Source organism: Serratia sp. H402Y (assembly GCF_051172415.1).
GTDB classification, from domain to species: Bacteria; Pseudomonadota; Gammaproteobacteria; order Enterobacterales; family Enterobacteriaceae; genus Serratia; species Serratia ureilytica.
On the sequence record NZ_JBPIYZ010000001.1, the window covers coordinates 364,342 to 378,870 of the forward strand.

14 protein-coding genes, 4 tRNA genes and 1 other RNA gene are annotated in these 14,529 nt (G+C 56.9%); 18 read left to right on the forward strand and 1 reads right to left on the reverse strand.

What is annotated here, in order from left to right; genetic code table 11:
• Positions 1-107: 107 nt before the first annotated feature.
• Together sucC and sucD are read left to right on the forward strand one after the other, a co-directional pair.
• Positions 108-1,274, forward strand: a complete 1,167-nt coding sequence (gene sucC / locus ACSBQS_RS01850; protein ID WP_015376978.1) for an ADP-forming succinate--CoA ligase subunit beta — start codon at positions 108-110, stop codon at positions 1,272-1,274.
• Positions 1,274-2,146 carry a succinate--CoA ligase subunit alpha gene (sucD, locus tag ACSBQS_RS01855; RefSeq protein ID WP_004939878.1) on the forward strand — a complete coding sequence of 291 codons (873 nt, stop codon included), beginning with the start codon at positions 1,274-1,276 and terminating at the stop codon, positions 2,144-2,146. The genes sucC and sucD overlap by 1 nt, the downstream gene beginning before the upstream one ends.
• 72 nt (positions 2,147-2,218) lie before the next feature.
• Here sucD and ACSBQS_RS01860 read toward each other — a convergent pair whose 3' ends face one another.
• Positions 2,219-4,117 carry a bifunctional metallophosphatase/5'-nucleotidase gene (locus tag ACSBQS_RS01860; protein ID WP_197666235.1) on the reverse strand — a complete coding sequence of 633 codons (1,899 nt, stop codon included), beginning with the start codon at positions 4,115-4,117 and terminating at the stop codon, positions 2,219-2,221.
• Between the two features lie 684 nt (positions 4,118-4,801).
• On the opposite strand from ACSBQS_RS01860, the gene cydA reads away from it, so the two are divergent.
• From cydA to ACSBQS_RS01940, 16 genes are all read left to right on the forward strand, one after another.
• Positions 4,802-6,370 (forward strand): cytochrome ubiquinol oxidase subunit I, encoded by a 1,569-nt coding sequence (gene cydA, locus ACSBQS_RS01865; RefSeq protein WP_004939873.1) that lies wholly within the window; start codon positions 4,802-4,804, stop codon positions 6,368-6,370.
• 14 nt (positions 6,371-6,384) lie between these two features.
• A complete protein-coding gene (gene cydB / locus ACSBQS_RS01870) occupies positions 6,385-7,524 on the forward strand; it encodes a cytochrome d ubiquinol oxidase subunit II (protein WP_015376980.1) in 1,140 nt (379 codons plus the stop codon).
• Between the two features lie 17 nt (positions 7,525-7,541).
• Entirely contained in the window at positions 7,542-7,655 is a 114-nt protein-coding gene (gene cydX, locus ACSBQS_RS01875) for a cytochrome bd-I oxidase subunit CydX (protein WP_004939868.1), read from the forward strand.
• Entirely contained in the window at positions 7,655-7,951 is a 297-nt protein-coding gene (gene ybgE / locus ACSBQS_RS01880) for a cyd operon protein YbgE (protein ID WP_004939866.1), read from the forward strand. The genes cydX and ybgE overlap by 1 nt, the downstream gene beginning before the upstream one ends.
• 130 nt (positions 7,952-8,081) lie before the next feature.
• Positions 8,082-8,486 carry a tol-pal system-associated acyl-CoA thioesterase gene (gene ybgC / locus ACSBQS_RS01885; RefSeq protein ID WP_004939863.1) on the forward strand — a complete coding sequence of 135 codons (405 nt, stop codon included), beginning with the start codon at positions 8,082-8,084 and terminating at the stop codon, positions 8,484-8,486.
• Positions 8,483-9,166 carry a Tol-Pal system protein TolQ gene (tolQ, locus tag ACSBQS_RS01890; RefSeq protein WP_004939862.1) on the forward strand — a complete coding sequence of 228 codons (684 nt, stop codon included), beginning with the start codon at positions 8,483-8,485 and terminating at the stop codon, positions 9,164-9,166. The genes ybgC and tolQ overlap by 4 nt, the downstream gene beginning before the upstream one ends.
• Positions 9,167-9,178: 12 nt before the next feature.
• Complete coding sequence (tolR, locus tag ACSBQS_RS01895) at positions 9,179-9,607, forward strand: colicin uptake protein TolR (protein WP_004939859.1); 429 nt, start codon at positions 9,179-9,181, stop codon at positions 9,605-9,607.
• Positions 9,608-9,688: 81 nt separating this feature from the next.
• On the forward strand, positions 9,689-10,915 hold the full coding sequence (gene tolA / locus ACSBQS_RS01900) for a cell envelope integrity protein TolA (RefSeq protein WP_046686581.1): 1,227 nt from the start codon (positions 9,689-9,691) through the stop codon (positions 10,913-10,915).
• Positions 10,916-11,047: 132 nt separating this feature from the next.
• Positions 11,048-12,340 (forward strand): Tol-Pal system beta propeller repeat protein TolB, encoded by a 1,293-nt coding sequence (tolB, locus tag ACSBQS_RS01905; protein ID WP_004939856.1) that lies wholly within the window; start codon positions 11,048-11,050, stop codon positions 12,338-12,340.
• A gap of 44 nt (positions 12,341-12,384) precedes the next feature.
• Complete coding sequence (gene pal, locus ACSBQS_RS01910) at positions 12,385-12,900, forward strand: peptidoglycan-associated lipoprotein Pal (protein WP_004939853.1); 516 nt, start codon at positions 12,385-12,387, stop codon at positions 12,898-12,900.
• Between the two features lie 9 nt (positions 12,901-12,909).
• Complete coding sequence (gene cpoB / locus ACSBQS_RS01915; protein WP_004939852.1) at positions 12,910-13,704, forward strand: cell division protein CpoB; 795 nt, start codon at positions 12,910-12,912, stop codon at positions 13,702-13,704.
• Between the two features lie 178 nt (positions 13,705-13,882).
• Positions 13,883-13,958 (forward strand) — tRNA-Lys (locus ACSBQS_RS01920).
• 29 nt (positions 13,959-13,987) lie between these two features.
• Positions 13,988-14,063: transfer RNA gene (locus ACSBQS_RS01925), tRNA-Val, on the forward strand.
• Between the two features lie 7 nt (positions 14,064-14,070).
• A tRNA-Lys gene (locus tag ACSBQS_RS01930) sits at positions 14,071-14,146 on the forward strand.
• Positions 14,147-14,298: 152 nt separating this feature from the next.
• Positions 14,299-14,374 (forward strand) — tRNA-Lys (locus tag ACSBQS_RS01935).
• A gap of 13 nt (positions 14,375-14,387) precedes the next feature.
• A non-coding RNA gene (locus tag ACSBQS_RS01940) (RtT sRNA) lies at positions 14,388-14,511 on the forward strand.
• Positions 14,512-14,529 lie beyond the last annotated feature (18 nt).

Sequence of the window (14,529 nt, forward strand, 5' to 3'; positions counted from 1 at the left end):
GCGGCATGCCGCGCCCGCACTCTGTGCTATGTGGCCGGAAAACCATGCGGTTTACCGCGTAATAATGGTCCGGCTAAAAACCTTCAGAACTGAATGGATAGAACATCATGAATTTACACGAATATCAGGCAAAACAGCTGTTTGCTCGGTATGGCATGCCGGCACCAACCGGTTACGCCTGTACCACTCCGCGTGAAGCAGAAGAAGCCGCATCCAAAATCGGCTCCGGCCCGTGGGTGGTGAAATGTCAGGTTCATGCTGGCGGCCGCGGTAAAGCGGGCGGCGTTAAAGTCGTCAACAGCAAAGAAGATATCCGTGCCTTCGCGGAAGCCTGGTTGGGCAAACGTCTGGTGACTTACCAGACTGACGCGCTGGGCCAGCCGGTTAACCAGATCCTGGTAGAAGCGGCGACCGACATCGATAAAGAGCTGTACCTGGGCGCCGTTGTAGACCGCGCGACCCGTCGCATCGTATTCATGGCGTCTACCGAAGGCGGCGTGGAAATCGAGAAAGTGGCGGAAGAAACCCCGGAACTGATCCACAAAATGACCATCGATCCGCTGGCGGGTCCACAGCCTTATCAGGGCCGTGAGCTGGCCTTCAAACTGGGCCTGACCGGCAAGCAAGTCAGCCAGTTCGCCAAGATCTTCATGGGTCTGGCGACGCTGTTCCTGGAGCGCGACCTGGCGATGGTTGAGATCAACCCGCTGGTGATCACCAAGCAGGGCGATCTGGTGTGCCTGGACGGCAAACTGGGCGCCGACGGCAACGCCCTGTTCCGTCAGCCTGAACTGCGTGAAATGCGTGACCCTTCGCAGGAAGACGAGCGTGAATCCCGTGCGGCTCAGTGGGAGCTGAACTACGTTGCCCTCGACGGCAACATCGGCTGCATGGTGAACGGCGCCGGTCTGGCGATGGGCACCATGGACATCGTTAAACTGCACGGCGGCGAACCGGCCAACTTCCTGGACGTTGGCGGCGGCGCGACCAAAGAGCGCGTGACCGAAGCGTTCAAAATCATCCTGTCCGACGACAAGGTGAAAGCGGTTCTGGTTAACATCTTCGGTGGTATCGTACGTTGCGATCTGATCGCTGACGGCATCATCGGCGCAGTGGCTGAAGTGGGCGTTAACGTCCCGGTCGTGGTGCGCCTGGAAGGGAACAATGCCGAACTGGGCGCCAAGAAACTGGCGGACAGCGGCCTGAATATCATTGCTGCGACCAGCCTGACTGATGCGGCTCAGCAAGTTGTTGCAGCAGTGGAGGGTAAATAATGTCCATCTTAATCGATAAAAACACCAAAGTAATTTGCCAGGGCTTCACCGGTAGCCAGGGGACTTTCCACTCCGAACAAGCTATCGCTTACGGCACCAAAATGGTTGGCGGCGTCACCCCGGGCAAAGGCGGCACTCAGCACCTGGGTCTGCCGGTGTTCAACACCGTGCGTGAAGCGGTTGAAGCGACCGGCGCGACGGCCTCCGTCATCTACGTTCCAGCGCCGTTCTGCAAAGACTCCATTCTGGAAGCGATCGATGCCGGCATCAAATTGATCATCACCATCACCGAAGGCATCCCGACTCTGGACATGCTGACCGTGAAAGTGAAACTGGACGAAGCCGGCGTGCGCATGATTGGGCCGAACTGCCCTGGCGTGATCACCCCGGGCGAGTGCAAAATCGGCATCATGCCTGGCCACATCCACCTGCCGGGCAAAGTGGGCATCGTTTCCCGCTCCGGTACCCTGACCTATGAAGCGGTGAAACAAACCACCGATGCCGGTCTGGGCCAGTCCACCTGCGTGGGCATCGGCGGCGACCCGATCCCGGGCTCCAACTTCATCGATATCCTGAAGATGTTCCAGCAGGATCCGCAGACCGAAGCGATCGTGATGATCGGTGAGATCGGCGGCAGCGCTGAAGAAGAAGCGGCAGCTTACATCAAAGAACACGTCACCAAACCGGTCGTGGGTTACATCGCCGGCGTGACCGCGCCGAAAGGCAAGCGTATGGGCCACGCGGGCGCCATCATCGCAGGCGGCAAGGGCACGGCGGACGAGAAGTTTGCTGCGCTGGAAGCGGCGGGCGTGAAAACCGTTCGCAGCCTGGCGGACATCGGCGACGCGGTAAAAGCGGTGCTGAAGCGCTAAGCATTGAGTACGAAATAACACTATCTCGACATGTTTGGCCACCCATTGGGTGGCCTTTTTTATGGGTGAAGATCAGAAGTCGTTAAGCGCCTTGATCAGCGCGATCCGATCCTGCAGGCGGCGCTGCCGCACCGGATCGGCGGCGGTTTGCCGCTGTTGCTCCAGCGAGGTGAGGGCGGTGCGGTAATCGTCGGCATTGTTGAACAGCGCGTCTTTGACGTTGATCGAGGCGACGTTGGTGTAGCGCCCGTCGTCGGTGGTCGGCACCTGGATAACGCCTTCATTGAGCAGCCGTTTGACGATCGCCCGCTGCGGTTCGTATCCCGCCATGCCGACCAGCTTCCAGCGCTGCGGCGGCACGCTCTGATACTGGCCGTGTTTCACTTCCGTCAGGTAGCGCAGAGTCAGGTTGCGAATGGTGCCTTCTTCTTCACCGTATTGCGCTTTGCTGTCGAACAGCACCGGGAAGGATTGCCCCTCCAGCGCGCCGCCCTTCTGCGTCAGGTGGCCCATACGGTAACTGTTCATGCCCAGGCGGATTGGCATGTCGTCGGTGACCGGCGTGCCGTCTGCCAGGCGCAGACTGACGATGCGTGAACCGGCCGGTTGACGCAGATCGATGGTGTAAGTGACGCCGTCGAAGAAATCGTTGGTGGAATATTTGGACGAGCGCCGCGCCGGGTTAAAGCTGTAGGTGACGTCGCCCGGCTGCAGCTGATTGAAATAATCGGCAGACCACTCCATGTAGCGTTTGAGCGCTTTGCCGTTGAGCTGATAAACGGTGATCTCGCCGCCGGCGTATTGGTAGTTAAAGGCGATATCCTTGGCCTTGATGTCGCCGACATCCAGTTTGGCGCGATCGTTGTCGATCTGCAGGGCGATCACCTGCGCCAGCGGTGCATAGTGACGGGCGGCCTGCTGGAATAACTCACTGATGCCGGTATCCTGAACGTGTACCTGAGGAATGCCGCGGAACTCGTCGGCAGGCACCAGATCGCTGCCGCTCAGCTTCGCCACGACTCGGTTGGCGTTGGCGCGCAAAATGTCATGATACGGCTGGTAGAGAGCCTGCATGGCGCTGTCCGGCGCCAGCCCCTTGATGGAATAGGTGTAGCTGTTTTTGTCGATCAGCGTGAATTTGCCGTCGCGGCGTTCAAATTGCAGGTCAATGCGTGACAGCGCGCGACCGTACTTATCCGGCTCCGTGATGATGACGCCGTTCACCACCGCTTTGTCGATTTTCACATGCATGTGGCCGGCGACGATCGCCGCCAGCTCCGGGTTGGCGTTGGCGATGTCCGCCACGCCGGTGCCGGGGCGCTGGTTCTCGTTGTCGATGCCCATATGCGCGACCAGCACGATCGCGTCGACCTGGCCGTCGATCTGCCTGATGACCTGTTTCACCGCCTGTACCGGATCGGTGAAGTTCAGCCCTTTGATGCGATCGGTGCCCTTGGCGAATTCCGCAGTCATCGGCGTGTCCATGCCGATGATGCCGATCTTCACGCCCTGGCGTTCGAGGATGGTATAGGCCGGCAGATAAGGTTTGCCGCTGTCCCAGACGATGTTGCCCGCCAGCGCCGCGCCTTTAAACTGTTTGAGCGGCGTGGCCAGCGCCGGCAGACCGAAGTCGAATTCGTGGTTGCCCATCACCCAAACGTCGTAGTCAAGCGCGTTGAGGCCCAGCATCATCGGGCTGACGGCCTCCTGTTTGAAGGTTTCGACGAAGTTGCCCTGGATGGTGTCGCCGGCGTCCACCAGAATCAGGTTGGGCTGTTCGGCGCGCACCTTTTTGACCTGGGTGGCTATCTGGCTCAGGCTGCCCGCCAGGTTTTCCGTGTCGCTGGCGTAGTCCCAGGGCACGAAAGTGCCGTGCAGATCGGAGGTGCCCAACAGGGTGATATTTACCGTTTCGGCGGCCATGGCGTTTCCCGAGAGTCCCAAGACAGAGGCAAAGATGATTTTTTTCATAAGTTATTGTCACTCAATGCAATTTTAACATAAGTGGTCATTTTGCTACAAAATCGCAACCTTTACGATCCCATTGCGAGAAATAGACTAATATTGGAGAGAGATTTGTTGTTTTGTGACTGCTATCACTGTCACGGCTTATTGGAAATAAAAGGTTAATTATGTCGCATAATAAGTGCGTAATAATACAATGGCGGCTCTTTTGAATTACATTTATTTAACACAAAAATATCATTAAAAAACAATTAAACCATTGCGCAACATGACCCTAAGAAAATTATGCGAAATGTGCTGATGAATATGGAAATAATATGCGGATAGGCTTAAATTGTCTCAGATCAAATTAGGCCGAAGTACCTCTTTCGGCTAAGATTTGACCTGTAACCAAAAGTCCAACCCACGTCACGTAAAAACCTATTTATTGTGTGGGATTGGGCGAGTATCATCCATGTTGTGATTATGGATGGTTGATCTTGTTGCATTTGTTACCCGTTGTCGGTTTTCAGTGGCGTGCTTGTCGACGGCCCGTGCGGGCTATTGGCCGAGTGTGCGGTTGAAAGCGGAGAAGCTGGATCAAATTTGTTGTGTTTAAGGGCATTCACTGCGGGGCGTTACTGGCGGCTTTGAAAGAAGCGTGCCGATAACCGCGTGTCGGAGTCTTCCTGCGAGGAGCAAGGAGTCAAGATGTTTGATATTGTCGAACTGTCGCGCTTACAGTTTGCTTTAACGGCGATGTACCATTTCTTATTTGTCCCATTAACGCTCGGTATGGCGTTCTTGCTGGCAATTATGGAAACGGTATATGTCCTGTCTGGCAAACAAATCTATAAAGACATGACCAAATTCTGGGGAAAGTTATTTGCGATTAACTTTGCTCTGGGTGTGGCCACCGGTTTGACCATGGAGTTCCAGTTCGGGACTAACTGGTCATATTTCTCTCATTACGTCGGCGATATCTTCGGGGCCCCACTGGCTATCGAAGGTCTGATGGCGTTCTTCCTTGAATCGACGCTGGTCGGCCTGTTCTTCTTCGGCTGGGATCGTCTGAGCAAGGTGCAGCACATGGCGGTAACCTGGTTCGTGGCCCTCGGCTCCAACCTGTCCGCGCTGTGGATCCTGGTCGCCAACGGCTGGATGCAGAACCCGATCGCGTCGGATTTCAACTTCGAAACCATGCGCATGGAGATGGTCAGCTTCTCCGAGTTGGTGCTTAACCCGGTTGCGCAGGTGAAATTCGTTCACACCGTGGCTGCAGGCTACACCACCGGCGCCATGTTCGTGCTGGGCATCAGCGCTTACTACCTGCTGAAGGGCCGCGACATCGCTTTCGCCAAACGCTCCTTCGCCATCGCCGCCAGCTTCGGCATGGCAGCGGTGCTGTCGGTGATCGTGCTGGGTGACGAATCCGGTTACGAAATGGGCGACGTACAGAAAACCAAACTGGCCGCCATCGAAGCGGAGTGGGATACCCAGCCGGCGCCGGCGTCCTTCACCCTGTTCGGCATCCCCGATCAGGACAAGATGGAAAACTCCTTCTCTATTCAGATCCCGTATGCGCTTGGCCTGATCGCCACGCGTTCCACCGACACTCAGGTCACCGGCCTGAAAGATCTGCTGGCGCAACATGAAGTGCGCATCCGCAACGGCATGAAAGCCTACCAGCTGCTGGAAGAGCTGCGCGGCGGCAATACCGATCCTGCGGTGCGTGCGGAATTCAACAAAACCAAGCAAGACCTGGGCTACGGCATGCTGCTGAAGCGTTATACCCCGAACGTCAGCGACGCGACGGAAGCGCAGATCCAGCAGGCGACCAAGGACTCCATTCCACGCGTGGCGCCGCTGTACTTCGCCTTCCGCATCATGGTGGCCTGTGGCGTGCTGATGCTGCTGATTATCGGTCTGTCCTTCCTGAGCGTGGTGCGCGGCCGCATCGGCCAGAAAAAATGGCTGTTGCGTGCGGCGCTGTATGGCTTGCCGCTGCCGTGGATCGCGGTGGAAGCCGGCTGGTTCGTGGCGGAATACGGCCGTCAACCGTGGGCGATTGGTGAGGTGCTGCCGACCGCAGTCGCCAACTCTTCGCTGACCGCGGGCGACATTCTGTTCTCGATGGGGCTGATTTGCGGCTTGTACACCCTGTTCCTGGTGGCTGAAATGTACCTGATGTTCAAGTTTGCGCGTCTGGGTCCAAGCAGCCTGAAAACCGGCCGCTACCACTTTGAACAACCGACTGCCGCCGTGCAGGAAGCGCGCTAAACAGGAGTCCACGTATGTTTGACTATGAAGTACTGCGATTTATCTGGTGGGTGCTGGTTGGCGTACTGCTGATCGGCTTCGCCGTCACCGACGGTTTCGACATGGGCGTCGGCATCCTGGTGCGCATCATCGGTAAAACCGATACCGAGCGCCGGGTGATGATCAACTCCATCGCCCCTCACTGGGACGGTAACCAGGTGTGGCTGATCACCGCCGGCGGCGCGCTGTTCGCCGCCTGGCCGATGGTCTACGCAGCGGCCTTCTCGGGCTTCTACGTCGCCATGATCCTGGTGCTGGCGGCGTTGTTCTTCCGCCCGGTCGGTTTTGACTACCGTTCCAAGCTGGAGAGCAGCCGCTGGCGCAACATGTGGGACTGGGGCATCTTCATCGGTTCCTTCGTGCCTGCGTTGGTGTTCGGCGTGGCGTTCGGCAACCTGCTGCAGGGCGTACCGTTCCATGTGGACGAGTACCTGCGTCTGTTCTACACCGGCAACTTCTTCCAGCTGCTGAATCCGTTCGGTCTGTTGGCGGGCGTGGTCAGTCTGACCATGCTGGTCACTCAGGGCGCGACCTATCTGCAGATGCGCACCACCGGCGAGATCCACCTGCGGTCACGCGCCGCAGCGCAGATCGCGACGCTGATCATGGCGGTATGCTTCCTGCTGGCGGGTGTGTGGCTGGTTAAAGGCATCGACGGCTACGTGATCACTTCGGCGCTGGACACCATGGCGGAATCCAACCCGCTGCGTAAAGAAGTGGCGCATCAGGCCGGCGCATGGCTGATCAACTTCAACAAGTATCCGCTGCTGTGGGCCTTGCCTGCACTGGGCGTAGTGCTGCCGTTGTTCACCATCCTGTTCTCGCGTCTGGAGAAAGGCGCGCTGGCGTTCGTCACCTCGTCGCTGACCATCGCCTGCGTCATCCTCACCGCCGGGGTCACCATGTTCCCGTTCGTGATGCCGTCCAGCACCGTGCCTAACGTCAGCCTGACCATGTGGGACGCGACGTCGAGCCTGTTGACGCTGAAAGTGATGACCGTCGTAGCGGCGATCTTCGTGCCTATCGTTTTGGCGTACACCAGCTGGTCGTACTACAAAATGTTCGGTCGTCTCGACAAGAACTACATCGAAAACAACAAGCATTCGCTGTACTAAGGATAAGGAGCTAAACCATGTGGTATTTTGCCTGGATTCTCGGAACGCTTCTTGCCTGCGCCTTCGGCATCATCACGGCGCTGGCGCTTGAGCAGAGCGAAGCGACCAAAGCTCAGCAAGACGGTAAGTAATGAGCTCGTCCGTGATTGACAAGCTGTACGCTGTCACCGACAAGGGCCCGGTTCGGGCCCTTTCACTGGTGCTGGCGTTGATTTTGGCGGGGTGCGTGTTCTGGGATCCGACGCGTTTCGCCGCCAAAACCAGCTCGCTGGAGATTTGGGAAGGGCTGTTGCTGATTTGGGCCGTATGCGCCGGAGTGATCCACGGCTTCGGATTCCGCCCGCAGCGCAGCGTCTGGCGCGCTTTTTTCGCGCCGCTTCCTGCAATTGTGATCTTGTGCGCAGGATTACTTTACGTTTCTTTATAATCTCCCCGATGTCCCCACGTTATGGGCCCTCACGGCCCATAATTATTTTCATTCCCATCTTGTAACCCATTCCCAACCCGATCTGTCTTGCGTATAGTAGCAGCGTTAAATTGCATTGCTGGGAAGTAGAGTGAGTAATACGTTGTTTCGATGGCCGGTTCGCGTTTACTACGAGGATACCGATGCCAGTGGTGTGGTCTATCACGCCCGCTACGTCGCCTTTTTTGAAAGAGCGCGCACAGAGATGCTGCGTCAGCACAACTTTCATCAACAGCAGCTGCTCAGTGAACAAGTCGCTTTTGTCGTCCGGCGCATGACGGTGGATTATCTGGCTCCGGCTCGTCTCGACGAGCAACTGGAGGTCCAGAGTGAAATCACCTCTCTGCGCGGGGCTTCTCTCACGTTTGCTCAACGCATTGTCAATTCTGACGGGGCCCTACTGAGCCAGGCAGATGTCCTGATTGCCTGTATTGATCCACACCAAATGAAGCCAAGAGCGCTTCCTAAGTCTATTGTCGCGGAGTTTAAGCAGTGACTGACATGAACATCCTAGATTTATTCTTGAAGGCGAGCCTGCTGGTTAAGCTTATCATGTTGATTTTGATATGCTTCTCGGTAGCCTCTTGGGCGATCATCATTCAGCGCACCCGCATCCTCAATGCGGCGACGCGTGACGCCGAAGCCTTTGAAGACAAATTCTGGTCCGGTATCGAGCTTTCCCGTCTGTACCAGGAAAGTCAGGCGCGTCGCGATAGCCTGACCGGTTCCGAGCAGATCTTCCATTCCGGCTTCAAAGAGTTCGCCCGCCTGCACCGCGCCAACAACCATGCGCCGGAGTCGGTGATCGAAGGGGCGTCGCGTGCGATGCGCATTTCGATGAACCGTGAGCTGGAAACGCTGGAAACCCATATTCCGTTCCTCGGCACCGTCGGTTCGATCAGTCCGTACATCGGCCTGTTCGGCACCGTGTGGGGGATCATGCACGCCTTTATCGCGCTGGGCGCGGTGAAGCAAGCCACGCTGCAGATGGTGGCGCCGGGTATCGCCGAAGCGCTGATCGCCACCGCGATCGGTCTGTTCGCCGCCATCCCGGCGGTAATGGCCTATAACCGTCTCAACCAGCGCGTCAACAAGCTTGAGCAGAATTACGACAACTTTATGGAAGAGTTCACCGCTATTCTGCATCGTCAGGCCTTCTCCAGCGACAGCAAATAAGTAGGAGGTAGCATGGCGAGAGTACGTGGACGTAGTCGGCGCGAGCTGAAGTCCGAAATTAACATCGTTCCGCTGCTCGACGTGTTGCTGGTGCTGCTGCTGATCTTTATGGCAACCGCGCCAATCATCACGCAGAGCGTGGAAGTTGACCTGCCGGACGCCACCGATTCCAAAACGGTGTCCAGCGATGACAATCCGCCGGTGATCCTCGAGGTTTCCGGCGTAGGTCAATACACCCTGGTGGTGGATCACAACCGTATGGAGCTGCTGCCGCCTGAACAAGTCGCGGCCGAAGCCAAGTCGCGTTTGGCGGCTAACCCGAAAACGGTCTTTTTGATCGGCGGTGCGAAGGAAGTCCCTTACGATGAGATTATCAAGGCATTGAATATTCTCCATCAGGCGGGCGTAGCTTCCGTGGGGCTGATGACCCAGCCGATCTGACCGTAAGGCGAACGGCAACCCGGTTCCTGCGCTGCGGCCCAGGAACCCCGTATAAGCAACACCAGTTTTTGGGAATCTATTTTGGTAAAGGCAACTGAGCAAAACGATAAGCTGAACCGCGCCGTTATTGTTTCGGTCGTTCTGCACTTCATATTGATTGCCCTGCTGATTTGGGGATCGCTGCAGGAAAAGGTCGACATGGGCGCCGGCGGTGGTGGTGATGGCACCGTGGTGGGCGCGGTGATGGTCGATCCCGGCGCGGTGGTGGAGCAGTACAACCGCCAGCAGCAGCAGAGCAACGATGCGCAGCGTGCCGAGAAGCAGCGCCAGAAAAAAGCGGAGCAACAGGCCGAAGAGCTTCAGCAGAAGCAGGCGGAGCAACAGCAGCGCCTGAAAGAGCTGGAGAAAGAGCGTTTGGCGGCGCAGGAGAAAGCCGCGCAGAACGCCAAGGCGCAGGCTGAGCAACAACAGAAGGCGGCGGAGCAGCAGAAGCAGGCCGCCGAGCAGCAAAAAGCGGCGGAAGCCGCCGCTGCGAAGGCCCAAGAGCAACAGAAGGTCGCCGAAGCCGCCGCCGCCAAGGCGAAGGCCGAAGCGGACAAGGTCGCCAAGGCGCAGGCGGACGCGCAGAAGAAAGCCGAAGCGGAAGCCAAGAAAGAAGCTGCCGCTGCCGCCGCCGCCAAGAAACAGGCGGAAGAGGCGAAGAAAGCCGCCGCCGCCGCGGCAGAAAAGAAAGCTGCAGAGGCCGCGGAGAAGAAAGCGGCTGCTGAAGCCGAGAAAAAAGCCGCAGCGGAAGCCGAGAAGAAGGCTGCCGCCGAGGCAGAGAAGAAAGCGGCGGCCGAGAAAGCCGCTGCCGCCAAAAAAGCCGCTGCGGACGCCAAGAAGAAGGCCGCCGCCGAGGCTGCGAAACAATCGGAGGAGGTTAGCGATCTGTTTGGCGGCCTGGCGGATGGCAAGAACGCGCCGAAAGGCGGCGGTGCCAAATCGAAGGGCGACGGTAAACCGGCCGGGCAGGGCAATGCCAAGACGGCTGGCGCCAGCGGGGCGGATATCAGCGGTTATATGGGGCAGATTCAAGGGGCGATTCAGAGCAAGTTCTATGACGCCAGTTCGTTCGCCGGCAAAACCTGCGACCTGCGTATCAAGCTGGCGCCGGACGGCCTGCTGATAAGCGTACAAGCAGCGGGGGGCGATCCTGCTCTGTGTCAAGCTGCGGTGTCTGCCGCCAAGTTGGCGCATATACCGAAGCCGCCGAGCGATGCCGTTTATCAGCACTTTAAGAATTCTATACTTGAATTCAAGCCGCAATAACGGTTGATTGAGTGAGTGTTATCACAGGGATGTACTAAGGTAACCAACAGGGATTATGTAGTTTTACGTAAGTTGGTTTGTTAAAATTCTGCTAATTTATCGCAGGCATCCCGCCTGGATAAGGGAGATGAGATGAAGCAGGCATTTCGAGTAGCGCTAGGTTTTTTAATTCTGTGGGCGTCCGTGTTGCACGCGGAAGTTCGCATTGAAATCACCCAAGGGGTCGACTCCGCTCGTCCGATTGGCGTGGTGCCGTTTAAATGGGCGGGCCCAGGCACGCCGCCGGAAGATATCGGCAAGATTGTCGGCGCGGATCTGCGCAACAGCGGCAAATTCAACCCGATCGACGTGGCGCGCATGCCGCAGCAACCCACCTCCGCGTCTGAAGTGACGCCGGCGGCCTGGACTGCATTGGGCATCGACGCCGTAGTGGTCGGTCAGGTTCAACCTGGCGCCGACGGCAGCTACCTGATCTCCTACCAGTTGGTGGACACCTCGGGTTCGCCGGGCACCGTATTGGCGCAGAACCAGTATAAAGTGACCAAACAGTGGTTGCGTTATTCTGCCCATACCGCCAGCGACGAAGTGTTCGAGAAGCTGACCGGCATCAAGGGCGCGTTCCGCACCCGTATCGCCTACGTGGTGCAGACCAACGGCGGGAAATTCCCGTACGAGCTGCGCGTAGCGGATTACGACGGTTACAACCAGTTCACGGTGCACCGTTCGCCTGAGCCGCTGATGTCGCCAGCCTGGTCGCCGGATGGCAGCAAACTGGCTTACGTGACCTTCGAGAGCGGCCGTTCCGCGCTGGTGGTGCAAACCCTGGCTAACGGCGCCATCCGCCAGATCGCTTCGTTCCCGCGCCACAACGGTGCGCCGGCGTTCTCGCCGGACGGCAGCAAGCTGGCCTTCGCGCTGTCCAAGAGCGGCAGCCTGAACCTGTACGTGATGAACCTCGGCTCCGGCCAGATCACGCAGCTGACCGATGGCCGCAACAACAACACCGAACCGACCTGGTTCCCGGATGGCCAGTCTCTGGCGTTTACCTCCGACCAGGGCGGGCGTCCGCAGATTTATAAAATCAGCGCCAGCGGCGGTGCCGCACAGCGTCTGACGTGGGAAGGCTCTCAGAACCAGGATTCTGAAGTCAGCTCCGATGGTAAATTCCTGGTGATGGTCAGCACCAACAGTGGTGCACAACACATCGCCAAACAAGATCTTGGATCAGGCGCCGTTCAGGTTTTGACCGGCACCTTCCTGGATGAAACGCCTAGTATTGCGCCAAACGGCACCATGGTGATCTATAGCTCCACGCAAGGTATGGGCTCCGTGCTGCAGTTGGTGTCAACTGATGGGCGTTTCAAAGCGCGTCTTCCGGCAACTGATGGACAGGTCAAATTCCCTGCCTGGTCGCCGTATCTGTGATGCATGTGTAAATATGTATGGCAAACTATAAAAGGATCAAAGAAATGCAACTGAACAAAGTGCTGAAAGGGCTTCTGCTGGCACTGCCAGTTCTGGCTGTAGCAGCTTGTAGTTCTAACAAAAGCGCGAACAACGACCAATCTGGTATGGGCGCTGGCGCCGGCACTGGTATGGAAAACGGCAGCAGCAACCTGTCTTCCGAAGAACAAGCTCGTCTGCAGATGCAAGAACTGCAGAAGAACAACATCGTTTACTTCGGCCTGGACAAGTATGACGTAAGCTCCGAATTCGCTCAGATGCTGGACGCGCACGCTGCATTCCTGCGTAACAACCCGTCTTACAAAGTGACCGTTGAAGGCCACGCTGACGAACGCGGCACGCCGGAATACAACATCGCTCTGGGTGAGCGTCGTGCTAACGCCGTTAAAATGTACCTGCAGGGTAAAGGCGTTTCCGCTGACCAGATCTCTATCGTTTCTTACGGTAAAGAAAAACCAGCAGTACTGGGCCACGACGAAGCGGCTTATGCTAAAAACCGTCGTGCCGTTCTGGTTTACTAAGAGAATCGCATGAACAGTAACTTCAGACGTCACCTGTTGAGTCTGTCGTTACTGGTTGGCGTAGCGGCCCCTTGGGCCGCTACTGCCCAAGCGCCAATCAGTAATGTCGGCTCCGGCTCGGTCGAAGACCGCGTCACCTCGCTTGAGCGCATCAGCAATGCTCAAGGCCAGCTTTTAAACCAACTCCAGCAACAACTCTCTGACAATCAACGCGACATTGATTCTCTCCGTGGGCAAATCCAGGAAAGCCAGTATCAGTTGAATCAGGTCGTTGAACGCCAGAAGCAAATCTATCAACAGATGGATAGCCTCAGCCAGGGCGGCGCTCAGAGCGCCTCTGCGGCAGCGGGCGCTGCCGGCGGGGCAGCCGCAGGCGCATCTTCCGATGCGGGCAGCAGCGCGCCTGCAGCCGCTTCTGCAACGCCGAGCGGCGGTGATGAGAACAGCGACTACAACGCCGCTGTTTCTCTGGCGCTGGAAAAAAAACAGTATGACCAGGCGATTTCCGCCTTTCAGTCCTTCGTAAAACAGTACCCGAAGTCTACTTACCAGCCCAACGCCAACTATTGGCTGGGCCAGTTGTTCTACAACAAGGGTAAAAAAGACGATGCGGCCTATTATTTTGCGGTGGTGGTGAAGAATTACGCTAAATCACCGAAGGCGCCGGACGCCATGTACAAGGTGGGTATCATCATGCAGGAAAAAGGGCAGGCCGATAAAGCCAAGGCCGTGTTCCAGCAGGTGATTAAACAATACCCAACCAGTGCGGCGGCCAAGCAGGCGAAAAGTCGCGTAGGCGGTTAACGGTTAGAAAAATGAGCCCAGAAGTTAGTCGATTTGACCGATTTCTGGGCTCATTCGCGTGAAGAACAAGCAGTTGAACGCATCGGTAAAAAATTTAGGTTGCGCTGCCAAGATAAATTAGTAATATATGCCGCCGTTGCCAAGACATCTTGCAAGATGTTAAAGCGGCAGGGAAATTGGGTCGTTAGCTCAGTTGGTAGAGCAGTTGACTTTTAATCAATTGGTCGCAGGTTCGAATCCTGCACGACCCACCAATTTCTGAAGTAGCAGTAACCACAACAGTGGGTGATTAGCTCAGTTGGTAGAGCATCTCCTTTACACGGAGGGGGTCGGCGGTTCGAGCCCGTCATCACCCACCACTGTTATGGGTCGTTAGCTCAGTTGGTAGAGCAGTTGACTTTTAATCAATTGGTCGCAGGTTCGAATCCTGCACGACCCACCATTCTTCGAGAATGGCAGCTTCAGAATCGGTTTGATGTGGCAAAGTAAAGGTCCGAGTCGAGTACCCGTCGAGTTGTCCTGAACATCCCCATCCTTGTTTTCCGCGAGTCGGTTTTTGTAACCTATTCGCCATCAGCAGTAAACCACATCAGTGGGTCGTTAGCTCAGTTGGTAGAGCAGTTGACTTTTAATCAATTGGTCGCAGGTTCGAATCCTGCACGACCCACCACTCTTTGATAGAGCAAGGTGTTAAATCGTCAGGATGAGAACCGTAGAGGTTCGAGTCTCGCGAAGCGAGACAACATCACCCCGGTGATGGCCCGCAAGGGCGAGGCCAAAGGCCGAGTTATCCTGCACGACCCACCACTCTTTGATAGAGCAGGA

Bases quoted from the DNA above. Each gene is read 5' to 3' on its own strand.
- sucC (WP_015376978.1), top strand. From the start codon at position 108: ATGAATTTACACGAATATCAGGCAAAACAGCTGTTTGCTCGGTATGGC.
- sucD (WP_004939878.1), top strand. From the start codon at position 1,274: ATGTCCATCTTAATCGATAAAAACACCAAAGTAATTTGCCAGGGCTTC.
- ACSBQS_RS01860 (WP_197666235.1), bottom strand. From the start codon at position 4,117: ATGAAAAAAATCATCTTTGCCTCTGTCTTGGGACTCTCGGGAAACGCC.
- cydA (WP_004939873.1), top strand. From the start codon at position 4,802: ATGTTTGATATTGTCGAACTGTCGCGCTTACAGTTTGCTTTAACGGCG.
- cydB (WP_015376980.1), top strand. From the start codon at position 6,385: ATGTTTGACTATGAAGTACTGCGATTTATCTGGTGGGTGCTGGTTGGC.
- cydX (WP_004939868.1), top strand. From the start codon at position 7,542: ATGTGGTATTTTGCCTGGATTCTCGGAACGCTTCTTGCCTGCGCCTTC.
- ybgE (WP_004939866.1), top strand. From the start codon at position 7,655: ATGAGCTCGTCCGTGATTGACAAGCTGTACGCTGTCACCGACAAGGGC.
- tolR (WP_004939859.1), top strand. From the start codon at position 9,179: ATGGCGAGAGTACGTGGACGTAGTCGGCGCGAGCTGAAGTCCGAAATT.
- tolB (WP_004939856.1), top strand. From the start codon at position 11,048: ATGAAGCAGGCATTTCGAGTAGCGCTAGGTTTTTTAATTCTGTGGGCG.
- pal (WP_004939853.1), top strand. From the start codon at position 12,385: ATGCAACTGAACAAAGTGCTGAAAGGGCTTCTGCTGGCACTGCCAGTT.
- cpoB (WP_004939852.1), top strand. From the start codon at position 12,910: ATGAACAGTAACTTCAGACGTCACCTGTTGAGTCTGTCGTTACTGGTT.